At 66.0% G+C, this 16,464-nt stretch carries 17 protein-coding genes; 12 read left to right on the top strand and 5 right to left on the bottom strand.

What is annotated here, in order from left to right; genetic code table 11:
- Positions 1 to 195 precede the first annotated feature (195 nt).
- Both VGK27_08110 and VGK27_08105 read right to left on the bottom strand, forming a co-directional pair.
- A complete protein-coding gene (locus tag VGK27_08110; GenBank protein ID HEY3490070.1) occupies positions 196 to 831 on the bottom strand; it encodes a response regulator transcription factor in 636 nt (211 codons plus the stop codon).
- Positions 828 to 2,642 (bottom strand): cache domain-containing protein, encoded by a 1,815-nt coding sequence (locus VGK27_08105; protein HEY3490069.1) that lies wholly within the window; start codon positions 2,640 to 2,642, stop codon positions 828 to 830. Before VGK27_08105 ends, VGK27_08110 begins: the two co-directional genes overlap by 4 nt.
- Before the next feature lie 227 nt (positions 2,643 to 2,869).
- Here VGK27_08105 and VGK27_08100 point away from each other — a divergent pair, with 227 nt between their 5' ends.
- The 6 genes from VGK27_08100 to crcB all read left to right on the top strand — a co-directional run bounded on the left by VGK27_08100 (position 2,870) and on the right by crcB (position 6,993).
- Positions 2,870 to 3,793, top strand: coding sequence for an ABC transporter ATP-binding protein (locus VGK27_08100; GenBank protein ID HEY3490068.1), 924 nt, complete (start codon positions 2,870 to 2,872; stop codon positions 3,791 to 3,793).
- Complete coding sequence (locus VGK27_08095; GenBank protein ID HEY3490067.1) at positions 3,786 to 4,817, top strand: ABC transporter permease; 1,032 nt, start codon at positions 3,786 to 3,788, stop codon at positions 4,815 to 4,817. Before VGK27_08100 ends, VGK27_08095 begins: the two co-directional genes overlap by 8 nt.
- Before the next feature lie 183 nt (positions 4,818 to 5,000).
- Positions 5,001 to 5,492 carry a hypothetical protein gene (locus VGK27_08090; GenBank protein HEY3490066.1) on the top strand — a complete coding sequence of 164 codons (492 nt, stop codon included), beginning with the start codon at positions 5,001 to 5,003 and terminating at the stop codon, positions 5,490 to 5,492.
- Positions 5,493 to 5,519: 27 nt separating this feature from the next.
- On the top strand, positions 5,520 to 6,086 hold the full coding sequence (locus VGK27_08085; GenBank protein HEY3490065.1) for a phosphatidylglycerophosphatase A: 567 nt from the start codon (positions 5,520 to 5,522) through the stop codon (positions 6,084 to 6,086).
- Positions 6,087 to 6,137: 51 nt separating this feature from the next.
- Entirely contained in the window at positions 6,138 to 6,605 is a 468-nt protein-coding gene (locus VGK27_08080) for a hypothetical protein (GenBank protein HEY3490064.1), read from the top strand.
- Positions 6,606 to 6,618: 13 nt separating this feature from the next.
- A complete protein-coding gene (gene crcB, locus VGK27_08075) occupies positions 6,619 to 6,993 on the top strand; it encodes a fluoride efflux transporter CrcB (protein ID HEY3490063.1) in 375 nt (124 codons plus the stop codon).
- Between the two features lie 13 nt (positions 6,994 to 7,006).
- On the opposite strand, the gene VGK27_08070 is transcribed toward crcB, so the two are convergent.
- On the bottom strand, positions 7,007 to 7,867 hold the full coding sequence (locus VGK27_08070; GenBank protein ID HEY3490062.1) for a hypothetical protein: 861 nt from the start codon (positions 7,865 to 7,867) through the stop codon (positions 7,007 to 7,009).
- Between the two features lie 93 nt (positions 7,868 to 7,960).
- Between VGK27_08070 and VGK27_08065 the strand changes: the two genes are divergently transcribed.
- A complete protein-coding gene (locus VGK27_08065; protein ID HEY3490061.1) occupies positions 7,961 to 8,866 on the top strand; it encodes a hypothetical protein in 906 nt (301 codons plus the stop codon).
- Positions 8,867 to 8,886: 20 nt separating this feature from the next.
- Here the strand turns inward: VGK27_08065 and VGK27_08060 are convergent, their stop codons facing one another.
- Positions 8,887 to 10,401, bottom strand: a complete 1,515-nt coding sequence (locus VGK27_08060) for a FapA family protein (protein ID HEY3490060.1) — start codon at positions 10,399 to 10,401, stop codon at positions 8,887 to 8,889.
- A gap of 156 nt (positions 10,402 to 10,557) precedes the next feature.
- Between VGK27_08060 and VGK27_08055 the strand changes: the two genes are divergently transcribed.
- From VGK27_08055 to VGK27_08035, 5 genes are all read left to right on the top strand, one after another.
- A complete protein-coding gene (locus tag VGK27_08055) occupies positions 10,558 to 12,750 on the top strand; it encodes a hypothetical protein (GenBank protein HEY3490059.1) in 2,193 nt (730 codons plus the stop codon).
- Complete coding sequence (locus VGK27_08050; protein HEY3490058.1) at positions 12,735 to 14,243, top strand: hypothetical protein; 1,509 nt, start codon at positions 12,735 to 12,737, stop codon at positions 14,241 to 14,243. The genes VGK27_08055 and VGK27_08050 overlap by 16 nt, the downstream gene beginning before the upstream one ends.
- A gap of 74 nt (positions 14,244 to 14,317) precedes the next feature.
- Entirely contained in the window at positions 14,318 to 14,737 is a 420-nt protein-coding gene (locus tag VGK27_08045; GenBank protein ID HEY3490057.1) for a YcfL family protein, read from the top strand.
- A gap of 14 nt (positions 14,738 to 14,751) precedes the next feature.
- Positions 14,752 to 15,366, top strand: coding sequence for a penicillin-binding protein activator LpoB (gene lpoB / locus VGK27_08040; GenBank protein ID HEY3490056.1), 615 nt, complete (start codon positions 14,752 to 14,754; stop codon positions 15,364 to 15,366).
- 28 nt (positions 15,367 to 15,394) lie between these two features.
- Complete coding sequence (locus VGK27_08035) at positions 15,395 to 15,997, top strand: outer membrane beta-barrel protein (GenBank protein HEY3490055.1); 603 nt, start codon at positions 15,395 to 15,397, stop codon at positions 15,995 to 15,997.
- Between the two features lie 83 nt (positions 15,998 to 16,080).
- On the opposite strand, the gene VGK27_08030 is transcribed toward VGK27_08035, so the two are convergent.
- Positions 16,081 to 16,362, bottom strand: coding sequence for a hypothetical protein (locus VGK27_08030; protein HEY3490054.1), 282 nt, complete (start codon positions 16,360 to 16,362; stop codon positions 16,081 to 16,083).
- Positions 16,363 to 16,464 lie beyond the last annotated feature (102 nt).

Here is a 16,464-nt window from a genome sequence, read left to right as displayed (position 1 = left end):
GGTCTATCCTCCCCGAACAATGGGTATTGGAGCCGAGTGCCTGTAGGCTCCTCAGGTACCTTTCGGTATCGGGAAATCCTGAAAGCAGATCGGAAACAGAGATATTCGGGTGCCGGATTATGCGGGGGATGACGATAATCGGGTACGAGACCGTATTGGAAACAGATACGGATCGGTGGGCGGCCAGCCGGTCCCCTAATCGACGAAAAGCCCTTTTTCCGTGACGTAACGAGTCAGTTCCGAGTTGGAGGTCATGTTCATCTTGTGGAGGATTCTCGTCCGGTAGGTGCCGACGGTTCCGACGCCGACCCGGAGCGCATCGGATATCTCCTGCGGCTTCCGTCCGGCCGCGATCATCTGGAGAATCTCGAACTCCCGGTCCGACAGCCGCTCGTGCGGGGGCGTCTCGAGATCGCCCGCCAGCAGGTCGGCGATCTGCCCGGCGAGGTCCGCGCACATGTGGCGCCTGCCGGCGGCCACTTTCCGGATCGCCTCGATCACTTCCGCGGGCGGGGTTACCTTGGTCAGGTAGCCCCCGGCGCCGGCCTTCAATGCACGGACGGCATAATAGACGTCGCTGTGCATGGAGAGGACCACCACCCCGACCTTCGGGAAGGCGCGCCTGAGGTCTCCGATCACTTCCATGCCGCTTTTTCCCGGCAGCCCGATGTCGAGGACCAGCAGGTCGCAGGCAGTCTCTTCCACGAGGCGGTGAAGCCCGGAGGCATCTCCCGCCTCGCCCACCACCGTGATATCACCGGTTCCCGCCAGCAGCACCTGCAACCCATGGCGGACAATGGGATGATCGTCGACCAGTACGACCCGGATCATCGATTCTCCTCCCCGGACCCCTGTATTTTCAGCTGGACCCATGCGAACAGTTCCGTTCCCCCCCTGCGTCTCGGCCGGACCCCGGCACGGCCGCCCAGACGAAGAGCCCGTTCCCTGATGCCCATCAGGCCGAATCCCTGGCGCCCGCCGGGCGAGTCGGGGGAGACCCCCCGGCCGTTGTCGGCCACCCGCAGCAGCAGGCGGTTCCGGGATCGCCGGACGCGAATCCATGCGCGCGTGGCTCCCGAATGGCGAAGCACGTTGGCCAACCCCTCCTGGCAAATCCGGAAAAGGGTCGTCGCCACGTCGTTGTCGATTTCCACGTTATCGGGCAAGTCGACCGAGATGGAAATGCCGGATGTTTTGCTGCAGTTCCCGGCGAGCCATTCGATGGCCGGCATGAGTCCCATGTCGTCGAGCACCTGCGGTCGCAATTCCCGGATGATCCGCTGGAGGGATCCATGCGTGCCCTTGACGATGTCTGCCATCTCCTGCAGCCGCGTCGAAATCGACGCCGCATCCTGAGGAAGGGACATCTTCATTTCGTAAAGGGAAAGGCTCAGGACGGTCATCCGCTGCCCCAGGTCGTCGTGGATGCAGCGGGCGATCCGCCGGCGCTCATCCTCGACGATCTTGCTGCGATGGGACAGCAGATCCCGGAGCTGCTCGCCGGATTCCCGGAGCGAACGCTCCCGCGAATCGAGCGCCGCCGCCATGTCGTCGATCGAGCGGGCCAGGCTTCCGATCTCGCCGCCGCCGGCGGGCACGTCGCCCTGAGGCGGCCCATCCCCCTTGGCCAGCGCCTTCGCGACGCGTTCCAGCGCGACGATGCGGTCTGCGATCCCGCGATTGGCGATCCATCTCGCCGATGCAGTTCCGATGACGAGAAATGGCAGCAGCAACAGGAGGTTCCGGAGGATCGCGGTGTTTGCCTGGGCCGTCACCGTGGAGACCGGCACGCCGACACGGATGTAGAGGAACGGCTCCGCCTCCCCCGGCAGGCTGAGTTTCCGGTAGGCGTATTGCCGGATCTTCCCGTCGTTCCCGCGGCCGACGAAGTCTCCCTTTTCCCGGCCGGCTTTCATCTTGTCGAACAGGTCCGGAGAATAATCATGCCTTCCGATCAGGGATCGGGACAGTTCTCCTGCGGGTCCCCGGCCGAGGATGACCCCCCGATGGTCCTGGACACAATAGGTGGCGTCGCCCGGGAGGTCCGCCGCGTTGAACATCCGGCCGGCGAATCCCAGGTCGATCCCGATCCCGATCACGCCGGCCAGTTTCCCGTATCGGTCGTGGAGCGGGTAGCCGAAATTGATCATGGGATTGTTCGAGGCTTTCCCGATGCCGTATTCCCCCGAGGAAAACAGTCCGGTCCGGATCGCTTTCCGGAAGAATGACCGGTCCGAGTAAGAGATCGTTCCATGGAAGTCGGGCGCCGTCGCCCACGCTTCCCCGGTCGGATCCGTCACCACGATGTCGGATAGCTGGGGGTTCTGGAGGAGAAGCGCCGCGAGGAGCCGTCGCGATTCGCTCGATTTCCTGGACAGGACGTCATCGTCCTGCGCCATGGTGCTGGCCAGCTGCTGGGCGCCGAGAACGAGGCTTTCCTGCTGGAAGGCGATGTTCGCGGCCAGGTTCCCGCACCCGTCGGCCGCAGAATGGATGGCTTCGTGTCGCTGGACCAGGCCCGAATAGATGATGATGCCGACCGTCGGGAGCCCCAGCAACGAGAACAGGAGGAGAAACTGGATGCGGATCGGCCAGGCGAGCAGCCTGGCTCGAAGATCTACGGAATATCGTTTGTGCGTCATGTGTTATATGCGTCTTTTGGGTGCGATCCAAAAACCCTTGTCTCTAATCGGATTCCGGAGGCCAATACTTTAATATGCTGGAAAACCGGCCCTTCCCTTCGAAGACGGATCGATGGACGCCTTCTGACCCAACCGCGGCCAAGTCGGAGTAAAATGCACGAGGGACGGGCTTTCGCGAGCCGTCCCTCGTTTTTGTCGCGGGAGGTGAAGGGATCGCGGTGGGGGATATGGATTCGGTCGTCGAGGTTCGCGGGCTCGTCAAGCGGTACGGCCGCGTCGTGGCGGTCGACGGTCTCGATCTGTCGGTTGCGGCGGGAGAATGCTTCGGGATGCTGGGGCCCAACGGCGCCGGGAAGACCACCACGATCGAGACGATCGCCGGGCTGATCACGCCGACTACCGGCGAGGTGCGCGTCTTCGGAAAGTCGTGGAGCCGGAACGGCCGCGACATCCGGGAAAAGATGGGCGTCGCCCTCCAGGAGGCGCGTTTCCCGGAGCGGCTGACCGTCCGGGAGGTGGTCGTGCAGTTCCGCAGCTTCTACCCGAAAGGGCCCGATCCGGCGGTGCTCATCGAACGCGTCGGTCTCACCGAAAAATCGGGGGCCTGGACCAGCCGTCTTTCCGGCGGGCAGCGGCAGCGGCTGGCGCTCGCCTGTGCGCTCGCCGGCGACCCGGAGCTTCTGGTGCTCGACGAGCCGACCACGGGACTCGACCCGCAGGCGCGTCTGATGATCGGCGACCTGGTGCTTGCCCACCGCGACCGGGGGCGGGCGATCCTGGTCTCCACGCATTATATGGAGGAAGCCGAGCGGCTCTGCGACCGGGTAGCCGTGGTCGACCACGGGAAGGTGATCGCCCTCGGGACGCCCGCGGCGCTGATCGCTTCGCTTGGTGGGGAGCAGGTCGTCGAGTTCGAGCTGTCGGGCGCCTCTCCGGACGATGCCGTCCTGGCGTCGCTGCCCGCGGTTCGCGCGGTCCGGCGCAACGGGGCGCTGATCCGAATCGCCTCGTCGGCGGGGTCCGCCACGGCCGGCGGGCTGTTCGAGGCTGCCCGGGCGGACGGCTTTTCCGTCGAGCATCTGACGATCCGTCGCGCGACGCTCGAGGATGTCTACATGTCGCTGACCGGTCGGGAGCTCCGGGATGCGTAGCGCACTGGGCAACATGGTGCTGGCCCGCTGGCGCGAGAGCCTCCGCCAGCCCGAAGGCATCTTCTGGACATTCGTGTTCCCGGCGCTGCTCGCGGTCGCGCTCGGGGTTGCCTTCCGGGGGAGCAACGGCGCCGAACCGGTCCGGGTTGCCATCGTTCAAGGTGCAGGCGCGGAACGCATCCTTTCGGCGCTTTCCGCCGACCGGGGCGTGCGGGCGACGCTGCTTCCGGAGGGCGAGGCCGGGCGGCGGCTTCGATCGGGAAGCGCGGCGGTCGCCGTCCTCCCGGGGAACCCGGTCGTTTACCGGTTCGACCCGACGCGGCCCGAAAGCGCCCTGGCGCGCAGCGTCGTCGACGGCGCGCTTCAGCGCGCGGCGGGCCGCCGCGATCCTGTGGCGGCATCGGACCGGCCGATGACCGAGCGCGGCTCGCGCTACATCGATTTCCTCATTCCGGGGCTCCTGGGCATGAACCTGATGGGCGGGGGCGTATGGGGCATCGGCTGGGTCATCGTCGAGATGCGCATCCGCAAGCTGCTCAAGCTGCAGTTGACGACGCCGATGCGGAAAAGCGACTTCCTGCTTGCCCAGATCCTTTCCCGCCTGGCCTTCGTCCCGGTGGAAACGGTCCCGCTGCTCCTGCTGGCCGGTTGGATGTTCGGCGTATCGACGGCCGGATCGGTGGCCGCCCTGGCGGCGGTCTCCTTCTCGGGCGCCCTCGCTTTCGCGGGCATCGGCACCCTGATCGCCTCCCGGGCGCAAACCAACAGCGTGGTCATGGGGCTCATCAACCTCGTCACGATGCCGTCGTTCGTCCTCTCGGGCGTCTTTTTCTCCACGTCCCGCTTTCCGGATTCCGTCCAGCCGCTGCTGCGCGCCATGCCGCTGACGGCGCTGGTCGACGCCCTCCGGGCCGTCATGACGGATGGGGCGACGCTTGCGACGCTCTCGCCGCAATTGCTGGTGCTCGGCGCCTGGAGCCTCGGCTCCTTCCTCCTGGCGCTGAAGCTGTTCCGGTGGGCTTGATCCAAGGAATGTAACGGAGATGCCCGATGCGGAAGAAATGGTGATTTCCCACCGCGTTCCGCCGGGAGTATATTCGAACGTATGCCAGTGATATCAGGCGGATATCGTTATGGCATGCCGATTGTATCAGTCTTCGCGTGAAAAACCGGTCCACGCCGGGAGACGCGGGGAAAGGAACGGGCGATGAACGATTTCGGGCGATGGGCGACGATCCTGGTCCTGGTGCTGATCACTGGCGTGCCGGCGGCTTCTTCCTGCCTGGCGGGGGAAGGGCAGGAACGCGGTCCGGTCCGAATCAATCCGGAATATCGACTGCCGGCGCAGGCCGAAGCGGCGATCCGGCCGATGCCCGAGGCGGCCGACCTCCTCGCGATGCGCCCGACCGTCGCCCGCACATCGTCCGCGGGTCCCGCCGTCTCGCTCGACAGGCGCGTGCCCGCAGCGCAGGTGACCGACAAGGAGGGATTTTCGCTCGTCGGGCTGCTGGGGGTGGTCGGGGAATTGCGCCACGCCTTCTCCCGAAAAGACCGCGAGCAGCCGCAGGCCGAGGGTGTGGCCCGGGTGGTCCGCACGCTTCGCGACTCGGTCTTCGGCAAGCGGCCCACGATCCTCTCCGAAAGCGGCCAGGTCTCGGAGAACGAGCCGTTCCTCGTGGGGCTATCGTTCACCCACTGATCGCGGTCGCTGTTGTATAAATATCGGATGTCTTCCCGCCTGCAAGCGAACGAACGGCATGGAGCGGCACCGGCGGCCGGCGATCGCTTCCGGCTGGCCCTCTCGACCGGCCTCTGGACGGGGCTCTCCCCGCGGGCGCCCGGCACCTTCGGCACGCTGCCCGGGGTGCTGATCCACCTGTCGATCGCCTTTCTCGCGCCTCCGACGCTGGTCCGGCCTCTTCTCCTCGCCTGCTTCCTCCTGGCTTGCATCGCCTCGCTCCGCCTCGCACCGTGGGCGATCGCCTATTGGCGTTCAGACGACCCGCGGCATTTCGTGCTCGACGAGGTCGCCGGTTACCTGCTCACGATCCTCCTGTTTGTCCCCCCGGCGGGGCTGCTTCCGGCTGCCGCGTGGGGGTTTCTCCTGTTCCGCGTGTTCGACGCCGTCAAGCCGCCGCCCGTCGGCTGGATCGACCGCGGGATGAAGGGTCCGTGGGGGATCCTGCTCGACGATCTCGCCGCGGCCGTGATGGCCGCCGCGGGGCTCTACCTGCTTCGGCTGATCGCAGCCCATGCCGGTTCGCTGGCCGCCTGGCTCCCCGGTCCTGTATAATGAGAGGATTAATTCCGCACACGATGCGCAACAAAAAGGAGAAATGAACCGATGGCGTTTGATCCGACCGAGTTCCTGAACGGCTATTCCCGTGCCTACAACGAACGCAGCCCCGAGGCGATGCGCAGGTTCCTGGCGACCGACGACCCCCGGTTCGCGATCTTCGAGGATTTTTCGGGCGACCTCCTGAACGGCGAGACCTATAACGCGATGCTCGAGTCCGTCACCGATTCCACCGGCGAGATGTCGTTCGACATGCTCCGGTGCGACACGTTCGGCGATTGCGCCGTCATCCACGGGTACCAGCAGCTCAAGGCGCGTCCCGGCGAGGAAGAAGAGGAAGGGTACGGCACGCTGACCATCCGCGCCACGATTTGGGTGACGCTTACGGGCGCTCCCCGGATCGTCGGGGGCCATTTCTCGTCGATTCCGCTGGAAGACGACGGCTGCGGCTGCGGGTGCGAGGACGACGAAGAGAACGAGGGCGGCTGCTGCGGCGGCCATCACGAGGGAGAATAGCCAGACCGCCCCGATGACGATCGTCCTCTTCATCGCCCTGTTCGGGGCGCTGGGATGTCTCGCCCGTTATTTCCTGTCGGGCTGGGTCTGCGATCTTGTCGGGCCCGGGCTCCCGTACGGCACCTTCGTCGTCAACGTCGCCGGTGCGTTCCTGATCGGCTTCCTGATGGAATACGGGCTGCGAAGCCCGCTGATCTCGCAGGAGCTCCGCGTCGGGCTGACCATCGGCTTCCTGGGCGGGCTGACGACCTTCTCGACCTTCAGCTACGAGACCTTCCGGCTGATCGAGGAGGCGCAGCTCCTCCAGGCGCTGGGGAACATCCTGGCAAGTACGGGGGCCTGCCTTCTCTTCACGTTCGCCGGTATCGTAGCCGCCAGGCAATTGTAGCCGGGCCGATCCTTCACGCGTCGACCGCGCGTCGGCCATGGCACCGCTTGCTGCGCCCCTCGACGGTCGCCAGATGCTCCTTGTAGACCGCTTCCAGCCCGGCTTCCCAGTACTTCTCGGCGTTGTATCGGATCGAGACCGCGTCATCCCCGTCGATCGTCCATGCGATCGAGACCGGGCGCGCGTCGCATCGTCCCGGCGTGCCGCCGTCGACCGTGCATGACCGGAAGCGTTCATACCGTCGGGCGAGCGACGCCTCGATCTCCGGGTACTTCCGGCGCGCCGCGGCCGACTTCGCCGTCAGCGTCACCTGCGTGAGGACCACCGGCAGGACGTACTTCGTGCCGGACGCAGGGATCACGTACCGTTCGGTCAGGCCCGCGCCGGGGTTGGCCTGGAACACCGCCGTCATCTCGAAGGGGACGCCCGAAAGCATCACCTGCCGCACGGTCAGCCGGATCTCCGCGTCGAGGAAACCCTTCCGCACCCCGGATTTGTCGAAGAGCATGCCGAGCACGTGGAGGTTGAAGGCCCGGTAGAGCCGGTCGTCTCCTCCCTTTCGGGTCGTCTCGATCCGGTCGAGATAGTCACGCGTGATGGCGGAGATCGCCTCCTCCAGCGCCGGCCCGCGGCCGGGGGGGAGCGCCCGGGACCCGAAGGGAACCGGCGAGACGCGGTCGTGGAATACGAGGGAGACCTCCGCCTTACGCCCGTCGGAAAACCCTTCCATCCTGGCCAGCACATCCTGTATCCGGTCGTTCCACCGGATACCGCCGAAAGGTTCGATGCGGGGGTCGTCGTCCCCGAGGAGCGGGGCGGCGGCGAGCGTGAGGAGCATAAGCACGATCGGTATCAGGCCACGGGGCGCGCGCATCCTTGTCCCTCCCTTTCTAGTCTGAAGAATGGCACGAATCCGGATCGCCCGCCATTGACCTGCATCAAGTAGAATATTGACGCGGAGGCGAAGGTGAAAACACTCGAGACGCGCAAGGGCAAGATCGCATTTCCCGCATTCGTCCCCGTGTCCAGGCTGGGCACGCGGGGCGGCCTCGATGCCCGGCTGCAGAAGGCCATCGATTCCGTGGCGAGCGCGGTGATCGTCGGTCACGCGGCGTGCGAACACCCCAGGGCTGTGATGCCCGCGCTGCCCGTCATGGTCACCTCGGGCAGCTCCGTGCTGCTTTCCTACGGCGCGATGGCGTCACGGCGGGGCGACATCGGCGAGATCCATTTCCCCTCCACCAAGAAATCGCTGACGCCGGAACAGGTCCTGGCGACCCAGGAACGGTACGCGGACGTTGCGTTCAGCTTCGACTTCCCGATTTCCTTCGGACTCGATCCGATCGAGGCGTCCCGCCGCCAGGACCTGACCATCGCCTGCGCCCTCTGGGCGGCCAGGGCGAAGAAGCGGCAGGACCTGCCGCTCTATGCCTGCGTCCAGGGCTGGGACCGGCAAAGTTACCGGCAGTGCGCCCGGGCTTACCGGGGACGCGATTTCGCGGGGCTGGCGATCGGCGGGCTCTCGACGCGGGCCGACGACGTCGCGAACGTGCTGTCGATCGTCGAGGCGGTGCTGGAAGAGGGGGAGGGCAAGCCGGTCCACGTGTTCAGTCTCGGCACCCCGTCGGTCGTCGGCGCGCTGTTTGCCGAGGGAGTCGATTCGATCAGCGCGAATTCGTGGCTGGCGATGGCGAACGAGGGGCGCTTCTGGAACAACGCGCTGTCCCGCATCGAACGGCCGTCGGGCCGGGACAAGGAACTGCTCGCGCTCTGGAACCTTTCGTGCGCGACCGGGAAGCGGTCGGAGCAGCTTGCGACCGAAGTGATCCGCCTCGAGAAGATCGTCGAGGCGACTTGGCACGACGGGGCCTGACGAAGCGGGACGGTCGCCCGCTACGAAGGCGTTGCATCGGCGGCCGGTACCTCAAGGAGAGCCGCCTCGATCTCGCGCGCGTTCTTCTTGAGCGGGTGGAGCGGCAGGAACCGGAGCGTGCCGTCAAGCGTGTTTTCGATGATTGAGACCGGGCCCCGTTGTTCCTCGGCGATCCGGATATCGGCGTGCCACAGGTGGACGACCGTGCCCTCGTAAATATTGCCGCGGATATTGACCATGGCGTTGGAAGACGGGTCGCTCTCGGTATTGGACCGGGAGATCTCGTCGCGTGCCTGGGCGGCCTCGGCCGAAAGCGTCGCGAGCTTGCCGAACTGCTTCTCGAGCGATTCCCGTTGCGACGGCGGCATCGCAATGAGGGCGGTTTCCTCAGGCGGGTCCACGCCCACGGAGGCCTCGAGTGCGGCGATCTCCCGCTCGAGCCGGCGGATCTTTTCCTTGAGGGCATCGACCTTCCGATGGACCCGATAATCGATTCCTGCCGAAAGGATGGTCGTCACCCCCATGATGGAGCCGGCGGTCTTGACCTCGATGCCGCGCCCGGCGATGCACTCCCCCGAAGCGATGACGCCGTTCGGCATGAGGATCATGCCGCCCGCGTGCACGGTTGCGGCCCGGATCTCGGTCTCGACGATCACGTCGCCCCGGCATTCGACCTCGACTTCGCTCAGGAAGCGGGCGTGGAGGTTCCCGCCGCAGACGATCCGACCCTTCCCCTTTCCCGTGACGCCCGTCACGGTGATGTCTCCGTTCGACCTGAGCGTGGCGGCGCCGACGATGCCGCCGATCTTGATCCCCTTTCCGCCGGTGACCGAAAAATTGTCCCATACGTCGCCGGATACGACGACGAAGCCTGGATTCCGGATGTTGCCCACCGAGAAATCGACGTCGCCACGGACGACGTACTCCTCCTCGACGGAAAGGGCATTGGCGACGAACAGCACGCGGCCTGCGGTCGTTGCCGCGATCCGGTTGCTCTCGCGGTCGAGCTTCACGCCCGCGCCGAAGGCGATGCTCGTGGACGAGGGACTCTCCACGGGAATGGTGCGGCCGGTGACGGTCAGGCCGGGATGCCCGACCCGGGGTGGGTGGAAGACGCCGATCTCCTGGCCGGCCTCGACGAGATCGTAGTCGGAGCGGTCGCGGAAATCGATGGTGCCGTCGGCGCTTTCAATGTAGTGGGCGATGCCGGTATCGGGGCGGACGGAAAGGTCGACGTAGCTGTCGTGCGGGGGAGAGGGCGGGGTTCCGCGGGCAATCTCGATGCCTTCGGGGGGGAATGCCGCCGGATCGCAAGCGCTCACGGCAACAAGGGCATCGTGGTCGATGCCCTCGGCAACCCCCGATTCGGCCAGCAGCGCGAGAAGCTCGTCCGGCGTGGGGCCGGGACCCGGCACCGGACCGGGTGCGAGCCAGGCGCGGCAGGCCATCCCGTCTTCTGCCAGGCGCAGCCGGAGGACGAAACCGTCGGTTTCTATTTCGGCCAGCGGAGCCTGATCGGTCTCATTGCTCGTCAAAGGGCTGCCTTTCTCGCGTCAACTCCAATATCCGCCCCGCAGGAGACGATTTCAATCCGAAACGGACCGGGTGCGCCCCGGGCTGCGATTTGTGGTGTAATGCGGGGAATAAACAACCGCGCAATCGCAGCGCAATTCCCTCAGGAGCTCATCCCGATGTGCCCGATCATCAACCTCCCGACCTCCCGTAACCCGTCCCATCGGTGGCGTTTCTTCCGCGCCGGCGGTTTCGACCAGGTCATGCTGGACACCGGGGCAGACATGATGGCGCTGGGCACGCTCGACCAGAAGCTGTGGGTGGCGCTCTCGTGCCCGGTCGCGGGAATCGAGTTCGACAAGGCAACGCTGGCCTTCGTCGACAACGACGGCGACGGCCATATCCGGGTTCCCGAGGTGCTCGAGGCGGTCCGGTTCGCGGGAAGCGTGCTGCGGGACCCGGAAATCCTGCTCAAGCGACAGGACCGGATCCCGCTGTCCGCCATCGACGACGCCACGGACGAGGGCAAGGCGGTGCTCGCGGGCGCAAGGCTCGTGCTCTCGAACCTGGGCAAGCCCGAGGCGACGGAGATCACGCTCGACGACGTGTGCGACACCGCGCGCATCTTCGCCCAGGGATCGTTCAACGGCGACGGCGTGGTGCCCGCCGGGACGGTGTCCGATCCGGCGCTCCGCGCCGTGGCCGACGAGATCATCGCGTGCTATCCGCCGGAGCTTGACCGGGGGGGCGAGCCGGGCATGACCGCCGAGACGATCGCGCGTTTCTTCGACGAGGCGCAGGCGCTTGCCGGCTGGCGTTCGGCCGCGGCCGCCGATCCCGGTATCCTGGCGTTCGGGGACGACACCGCCGCGCGCCATGAGATGTTCAAAGGGGTGAAGGGCAAGATCGAGGATTACTTCCACCGTTGCCGCCTTGCGTCCTACGACGCGCGCGCCGCCGTGCTCTTGTCGCCATCCGACGACGAATACCTCAAGCTGGCGCTCCAGGACCTGCACGGGGACAGCGAATCGCTCGCAAGGCTGCCGCTGGCGGTTCCCGGGCCCGGCAAGCCGCTGCCCCTGGACGGGGCGCTGAACCCGGCCTGGTCCGCTCATCTCGCCCGTTTCGCCGAAGCGGTCGCGGCGCCCGTGTTGGGGACCTCCGCGGTACTGACCGACGCCGGGTGGGGCGTCCTGTGCGTCGCCTTCTCGAAATACGAGGCGTGGCTCGCCGCGTGGCCGGAGACGGCCGTCGAAAGGATCGAGCCGGCCCGGCTTCAGGAGATCCTGGCGATGGACTGCCGGCAGGCGCTGGGCGATCTGGTCGAGCGGGACAAGGCGGTCCAGCCCGAGGTCGACGCCATCGCCCTGGTCGAACGGATGCTCCGCTACACGCGGGACCTGCACGCACTCGTCAACAACTTCACCTCGTTCACGGAGTTCTACACCCGCAAGGGGAAAGCGTCGTTCCAGGCGGGGACGCTCTATCTCGACGGGCGCAGCTGCGAACTGTGCGTGCCGGTCGCCGACGTCGGGAAGCACGCCGCCATTGCCACGCTCAGCAGTGTCTGCCTCGTCTACTGCGACTGCAGGCGACGCGGCGCCGTCGAGAAGATGACGATCGCCGCGGCGTTCACGGCCGGAGATTCCGACCAGCTGCTGGTCGGCCGCAACGGCGTCTTCTACGACCGGGCGGGACAGGACTGGGACGCGACGATCGTCCGGATCGTCGAGCACCCGATCAGCATCCGACAGGCGTTCCTCGCACCCTACAAGCGGATCGCGCGGATGGTGAGCGAGCAGCTCAACAAGGTCGCGGCGGCGCGCCAGAAGGCCGGCGAGGAGCAGGCGGCCAAGGGGGTCATGGACCACGGCGCGAAGGCGCTTGCGGCTCCCCCGGCCGGTGCGTCCCCGGCCGCTTCTCCCGTGCCGTTCGACGTGGGCAAGTTCGCCGGCATCTTCGCTGCGATCGGCCTGGCGATCGGGGCGATCGGGACCATGCTCGCATCCGTCGTGGGCGGATTGTTCAAACTCGCCTGGTGGCAGCTCCCGCTGGTGATCGCGGGCGTGGCGCTGCTGATCTCCGGTCCTTCGATGTTCATGGCCTGGCTCAAGCTGCGGCAACGCAACCTCGGCCCCATCCTCGATGCCAACGGCTGGGCCGTCAACGCGCGCGCCCGGATCAACATCCCCTTCGGCGCCTCGCTGACCGCCGTCGCGAGGCTTCCCGAAAATTCGGAGCGGTCGCTGATCGATCCGTTCGCCGAGAAGAAGCGCCGCTGGCCCTATCTCATGATCGTTCTCGCGCTCCTCGCGGCCGCCGTCCTCCTGGCCTGGAAGCAGGGCTGGCTCTCGGCATGGATCGGAAAATAGGAACGCGGGGGATTGCCGAGTCGATGAACCGGGCCTTCTTATCCTGGGTGCTGGCGCCGCTGCTTCTTTTGTCCGGCTGCGCCGGCTCCACGATGTTCACCGCCTATCCCCGCCGGATCGCGCCCTATCTCGCCGCGGTTTCCGCGGGGAACCCGGTCGACACGGGAAAGGCGCTTCGTTCCGAAGTCAAGGGCGGCAACGGGACGCTCTATCGGATGGAACGGGGGCGCCTGTCGATGATCCAGGGCGATATCGCCGCCAGCCGGAGCGACTTCGAGAAAGCGATCGACTCGATCCGCGCCGGCGACGACCGCGCGGTCCTGAGCGCCGGGACCGCCGGAAGCGAGGTGGCGTCGTGGCTGCTCAACGACAACGCCCGGCGCTACGAGCCCGACGGGTACGAGCGCGTGCTGCTCCACCATTTCCAGGCGCTCGATTACCTTTTCGCGGGGGATCTCGAAGGGGCGGGCGTCGAGGTGCGGCTCGCCAACGCCGAGCAGGAAGAGGCCGCTCGTCGCCACGCGGCCGACATCGACACGGCCGAGCGGGCCGCGAACGAAAATCGGGTCGGCACCGGGCGGATCCGCGGGCTCGAGTCGGGCTTCTCCGGGATGGACGATGCCGCCGCCCGGGTCCGGAACTCTTTCCAGAACGCCTACACCTTTTACCTTTCGGGCGTCGTCTACGAGGCGATGGGGCAACCCAACGACGCGTATATCGACTACAGAAAAGCGCTCGAGATCTTTCCCACCAACCGCACCCTCCAGCTCGATGCGCTTCGGCTCGCCGAATCGCTCGGGATGCAGGACGATTCCGACGAGATGCGGTTCCGGTTCCGGATCCCCGAAGGGGCGACATTCCGGAGCGGCGATCCCGACTCCGGCGACCTGGTCGTTTTCTACGAGGACGGGTTCGTGCCGCCGAAGGAGGAGGTCAAGTTCCCCGTTCCTTTGCCGGGCGGCGGGATCGGCGCCATCGCCTTCCCGATCTACCGCTACGACTGGGCGCCGCCCGCTCCGCTCTTCGTCGCCCGCCCCAACGTCGTCACCTGGAGTACGGAGCCGATCGCCTACATCGACGCGATGGCGGTGAGCGCCCTGAAGGAGAAGATCCCCGGGATCGTCATCCGCCACCTGATCCGGACCGGAGGGAAGGCACTGGCCGCGAAGGCGGCGGGGCGGTCCGGCCGGGATGCGGCCGCGGTCGCGGAGCTGGCAGTCGATCTCTGGAACATCCTGAGCGAGAACGCCGACCTCCGAAGCTGGGTCAGCCTTCCCCGGGATGCCCAGGTGCTGCGCATTCAGCTGCCTGCGGGCCGTCACGTCCTCGCGCTCCGTCGCGGCGACGAGGCGTCCGAAAAGGTTGAGGTCGAGATCCGTCGCGGCGGGATCACCCTGCTCCACGTGGCGGGCACCGGGAGCGTGAAGCACGTGAAAACCGCGGTTTTGGGCGGAAACGCGTCAGCGCCGGTTGCCGTGGAACCGGTCCGGTAATACGATATCGACAAGGGGACTAATCCCCCCAGGAGGAAACGATGGGAAACGATCGACGCGGAGCGAAATGGATTATGCGAGGCTTGCCGATCCTGTCGATGGGGCTGCTCCTCGCGGCTGCTCCCGGATGCCAGTCATCCGGGGTCGTGGGGCAGGGGGCGCTGAAGCAGGAGCAGGAGGCCGAGATCCCGATCTACAAGCGGGTCGTCGTCAACAATACTTCGCTCGGGCGCGACATCGTCGTGACCGACACGCGGGTGGCCCAGGCGGGCGACATTCTCCAGGCGGGCGTCACGATCGTCTCGCAGACCGGGTCGACGCTTCCGCTCCAGTACAAGTTCGTCTGGATCGATGCCAAGGGCTTCGAGATCAATCCCGATTCCGGGACGTGGAAGCCGCTGACGCTCTACGGGAAGGAAACGCGCCAGATCCAGGGGGTGGCGCCCAACCCTGCCGCGATCGAGTTCATGCTCAAGATCCGCCGCGACCAATAGAGAAGGAGCCGACGATGACCAGGATATTCCGCATCTTGATTCCGGGGGTGGCGGCCCTCTTCGCCGCCGTACTGCTTGCGGGGTGCGCCGCGTCCCCGGACATCCGCTACGGCGACCCCAACGCGCACCAGAACCTCTCGACCGACTTCGGCGCGTCCGACCTGCAGCAAGTGGCCGAGGGGATGGTCGATTCGCTCCTCACCTTCCCGCCGGTGGTCGAGATCACGAGCGGGCGCCGCCCGGTTCTTTCGGTCACGCGGGTCAAGAACAAGACGCTGCAGCACATCGACACCGAGTCGATCACCGACTCGATCCGCGCGAAGCTCATCAAGTCGGGCAAGTTCCGGTTCATCGACCGCACGACCGACCAGGAGGCGATGGAAGAATTCGCCGCGCAGCAGGAAAGCGGGCTCGTCGACCCGAAAAAAGCGGTCCCCGGCGGGATGCAAGCCGGCGCCGAATATCTGCTGACCTCCAACCTGTCCGAGATCCGGCAGCAGGGCGGGCGCGTGACCGACGTTTACTACAAGTTCACGATGAACCTCAAGAACCTGAAGACGGGCATCCTCGAGTGGTCCGACGAGAAGGAGATCCGCAAGATCAAGACCCGCCCCCTCATCGGCGGATGAACCGCATTCCGAACCCCATGGAGGACACATGAACAAGAGCAGATTGATCGTGATTCTGTCCGTCGCCTGCCTCTCGGTTCTGGTCGGGCCGGTATCTGCCGAAATACCGAATTACGCCGCGATCCGGGGTGGGTTCTATTCTCCGCAGTCCCACGACCTGGACGGTTTCAAGACCGGATTCGACGGAGAGGCGGCAATCGGACATTATTTCAACCGGAACCTGATCGGCGAAGTCGGCGTCGGCTATTTCAAGACCGATTTCAACGGATCCGATCCGTTCGCTTCCGGCAACGTCAAGATTTCCGCCATTCCCGTTACGGTCACGGTCAAGGCCGTGCTGCCGCTCGATTCCGTCGAGCTCTACGGTGGGGCCGGGATGGGGGCGTATTTCAACGAGTTGAAATACAATGCCGCGATTGCCGGCGTCGGGAGCGCTTCCGGCTCGGCTTCGGACACCTCGTTCGGATTCCACCTGGTGGCGGGCGGCACAGCGGACCTGTCCCAGACCGTTTTCATGGGGCTCGAATTCCGATATCTGTGGGACAAGGCGTCCTTCAACCTTCCGGGCGGAACCGCCGATGCCAAGCTGGACGGGTTTACCACGACCGTCGGGATCGGGTGCCGGTTCTAGGCGCATCGGATCCCGTACAAAAGCAAAAGGCCCCCGGCATCGCGCCGGGGGCCTTTTTCTTCATCAAAGTCGTTCTGCCAAGGTCAGGCCGTGCGCCGCTCGCCCCACATCTTGCGCGAGACGATGCGCAGGTTGGCGAGCGAATCGCCGGCAAGGACACAACGCATGTCCCAGCTGAGCGCAGGAATGATACCGCCTTCGGGCCGGAAGCCTCCGAAGCTGGGAAGGGTCCCCAGGTCGACCCGGCATTCGGCCACGTCGGAAACCGGATCGAGCCGCGCGCCGGTGGTGGCGGCTTCGACGAGCAGGTCGTGGAGCATGTCGAGCGATTTCGCTTTCGGAATCTGTTCCGCCCAATTTTTCATGAATGTAATCCCTCCTGGATAAAATGGCCCCTGGTCGGATAATCCGCAAGAATGGTGCCCGGCGCGCGATATAATCGGGCGGATAATTCCGGAAGAGGTGAT

Source organism: Candidatus Deferrimicrobiaceae bacterium (assembly GCA_036504035.1).
In the GTDB taxonomy this organism is placed as follows: Bacteria; Desulfobacterota; Deferrimicrobia; order Deferrimicrobiales; family Deferrimicrobiaceae; genus JANXPS01.
Note: the sequence above shows the minus strand (reverse complement) of the source record. Positions and strands in the feature narration are given on the sequence as shown.